This is a genomic window from Nodosilinea sp. LEGE 07088 (assembly GCF_015207395.1).
Classification (GTDB): domain Bacteria; phylum Cyanobacteriota; class Cyanobacteriia; order Phormidesmidales; family Phormidesmidaceae; genus Nodosilinea.
The window spans coordinates 1-2,367 of record NZ_JADEWX010000338.1 but is presented as its reverse complement, the minus strand read 5'-3'; the positions used below and the strand labels follow the sequence as shown (position 1 = coordinate 2,367).

Below are 2,367 nucleotides of genomic sequence, written 5' to 3'. Positions count from 1 at the left end.
GTCGTAGGGTGGGCATTGCCCACCGGCCTAAAGTGTTCTACGCCGTAACCTCTTCAACGGTCAGGGTGGGCAGCACGAGATCTTTGAGCTTGGCCTCGATCGCATACTTGAGCGTGGCGGTGCTGCTGGCGCAGGAGCCGCAGGCCCCTTGCAGCTTGACCAGCACGCGATCGCCCTCAACGTCATGGAGCTGCACATCGCCGCCGTCGGCGATCAGCATGGGGCGCACTTCACTGTCGAGCACCTGCTGAATCAGGGTGATCTTTTGGATGTTGGTGAGCACCGGCAGGGAGTCGGGCACCTGGTCGGCGGCGCTGTTTTGGATGGCGATGTCGGTGGCCACGGCAACCGCTAGCTGCTCCTGCTGTACCTCAGCAATCAGGTCTTCGATGTCGGCCAGGCAAGAGCTACAGCCGCCGCCCGCCTTGACATAGTTGGTCACCTGCTCCACGGTGGTCAGGCTGTTCTCGCGAATCACCCGCTTAATGCGGGGCTCGGTGACGCCGTAGCACTTGCAGACCAGGGTGCCTTCGTCGTCGTCATCGTCGTGGGCCACTTCGATACCGCGATACTTGTAGATGGCGGCTTCCAGGGCTTCCTGGCCCATCACCGAGCAGTGCATTTTGGCCTCGGGCAGGCCGCCCAGGTAGTCGGCGATGTCTTTGTTAGAGATGTTCAGCGCCTCATCCAGGGTCTTGCCCTTGATGATTTCGGTCAGGGCCGAAGACGATGCGATCGCACTGGTGCAGCCAAAGGTCTGAAACCGGGCATCCAGAATCTTTTCCAGGTCTTCCTGAATCTTCAGGTGCAGCCGCAGAGCGTCGCCGCAGGCAATGCTGCCCACTTCCCCAAACACCACGGCCACGCCGGGTTCCTCAGGAGCTTCGATCGCCCCCTGGTTGACGGGGTTGTAGAACAGGTCGAGGACTTTGTCGGTGTATTCCCACATGGCGGTTTCCGGGGGTAAGGAGTAATGGGTGAGGAGTCAGGAGGAAAGGGAAGGAGATAGGGATTAGGGATTAGATGAGAGGGATTAGGGATTAGATGAGAGGGATTAGGGATTAGATGAGAGGGATTAGGGATTAGATGAGAGGGATTAGAGGTCGTGCCTGTTCCCTGTTCCCTATTCCCTAAGCCATGACAGCTACATCTCGGCTTTGCAACCAACCGGCCTGGTCGCTGTTAAAGGGCGACATGGCCCGCAGGCGCTCGACGATCTCGGGCATCACAGTCAAGACCTCGCGCACATCGGCCTCGGTGGTGAACCGGGACAGGCTGAAGCGAATCGAGCCGTGCAGGATGGTGTAGGGCAGACCCATCGCGGTCAGCACGTGGGAGGGGTCCAAAGAGCCCGAGGTGCAGGCCGAACCAGAGGACGCACAGATGCCGTGCTTGTTGAGCATGAACAAGATGGCTTCCCCTTCGATGTACTTAAAGCCGATGTTGGTGGTGTTGGGCAGGCGGGTGGTGCCGCCGCCGTTGACCGAGGTGTCGGGGATGGTGGTGAGAATGCCGTACTCCAGCATGTCGCGCAGCTCGGCCTCGCGCTTGACGTTGGCCAGGTGAACCTGAGCCAGCTCGGCGGCTTTGCCCAGGGCGACAATGCTGGCCACGTTTTGGGTGCCAGCCCGGCGGCCCCGCTCCTGGTGACCGCCCAGCAAGAAGGGCCGGAACCGGAAGCCCTTGCGGACGTAGAGGACACCGACCCCCTTGGGAGCGTGGAGCTTGTGGCCCGAGAGGGTGAGCAAGTCGATGGTGCTGGTGCTGAGGTCGATGGGTACTTTGCCGACAGCTTGCACGGCATCGACGTGGAAGGTGGCACCGGCTTCTTTTGCGATCGCCCCCACCTGCTCCACCGGAAAAATCACCCCGGTTTCGTTGTTGGCATACATGGTGGTGACCAGGGCGGTGCCACCCGTGATGGCGGCCTCCACTTCCATCAGGTCAAGCTGACCGCGCCCGTCCACCGACAGGTAGGTGACAGAGTAGCCTTTCTTTTCCAAAAACTTGCAGACGCTGAGAATGGCCGGGTGCTCGACTGCCGTGGTGACAATGTGGCGCTTCTCGGGCTGGGCGGCCAGGGCGGCCTGGATGGCGGTGTTGTTGCCCTCGCTACCGCAGCTGTTGAAGATAATTTCGGTGTCTTCAGCCCCCAGCAGCGCCGCCACTTTTTCTCGGGCATCCTGCACCGCTGCCCCCACCTGGCCGCCAAAACTGTGCATTGACGAGGGGTTGCCGTATAGCTCACTCAGGTAGGGCAGCATCGCCGCCAGCGCGTCGGGGTCAACTCGGGTGGTCGCGTTGTTGTCTAGATAAATGACCATTAATCGTCTCCGCGTTCAGGGTGAGAGGGAAGGGGGGGAAGAG

2 protein-coding genes are annotated in these 2,367 nt (G+C 60.9%); both read right to left on the bottom strand.

Annotation, left to right across the window (positions count from 1 at the left end; all coding sequences use genetic code 11):
- Positions 1-37: 37 nt before the first annotated feature.
- Positions 38-949, bottom strand: coding sequence for a Fe-S cluster assembly protein NifU (gene nifU, locus IQ254_RS30735; RefSeq protein WP_193969929.1), 912 nt, complete (start codon positions 947-949; stop codon positions 38-40).
- A 181-nt stretch (positions 950-1,130) separates the two neighbouring features.
- Positions 1,131-2,324: a cysteine desulfurase NifS gene (gene nifS, locus IQ254_RS30730; RefSeq protein WP_193969928.1), complete on the bottom strand. Its 1,194-nt coding sequence runs from the start codon at positions 2,322-2,324 to the stop codon at positions 1,131-1,133.
- Positions 2,325-2,367 lie beyond the last annotated feature (43 nt).

Bases quoted from the DNA above. Each gene is read 5' to 3' on its own strand.
- nifU (WP_193969929.1), bottom strand. From the start codon at position 949: ATGTGGGAATACACCGACAAAGTCCTCGACCTGTTCTACAACCCCGTC.
- nifS (WP_193969928.1), bottom strand. From the start codon at position 2,324: ATGGTCATTTATCTAGACAACAACGCGACCACCCGAGTTGACCCCGAC.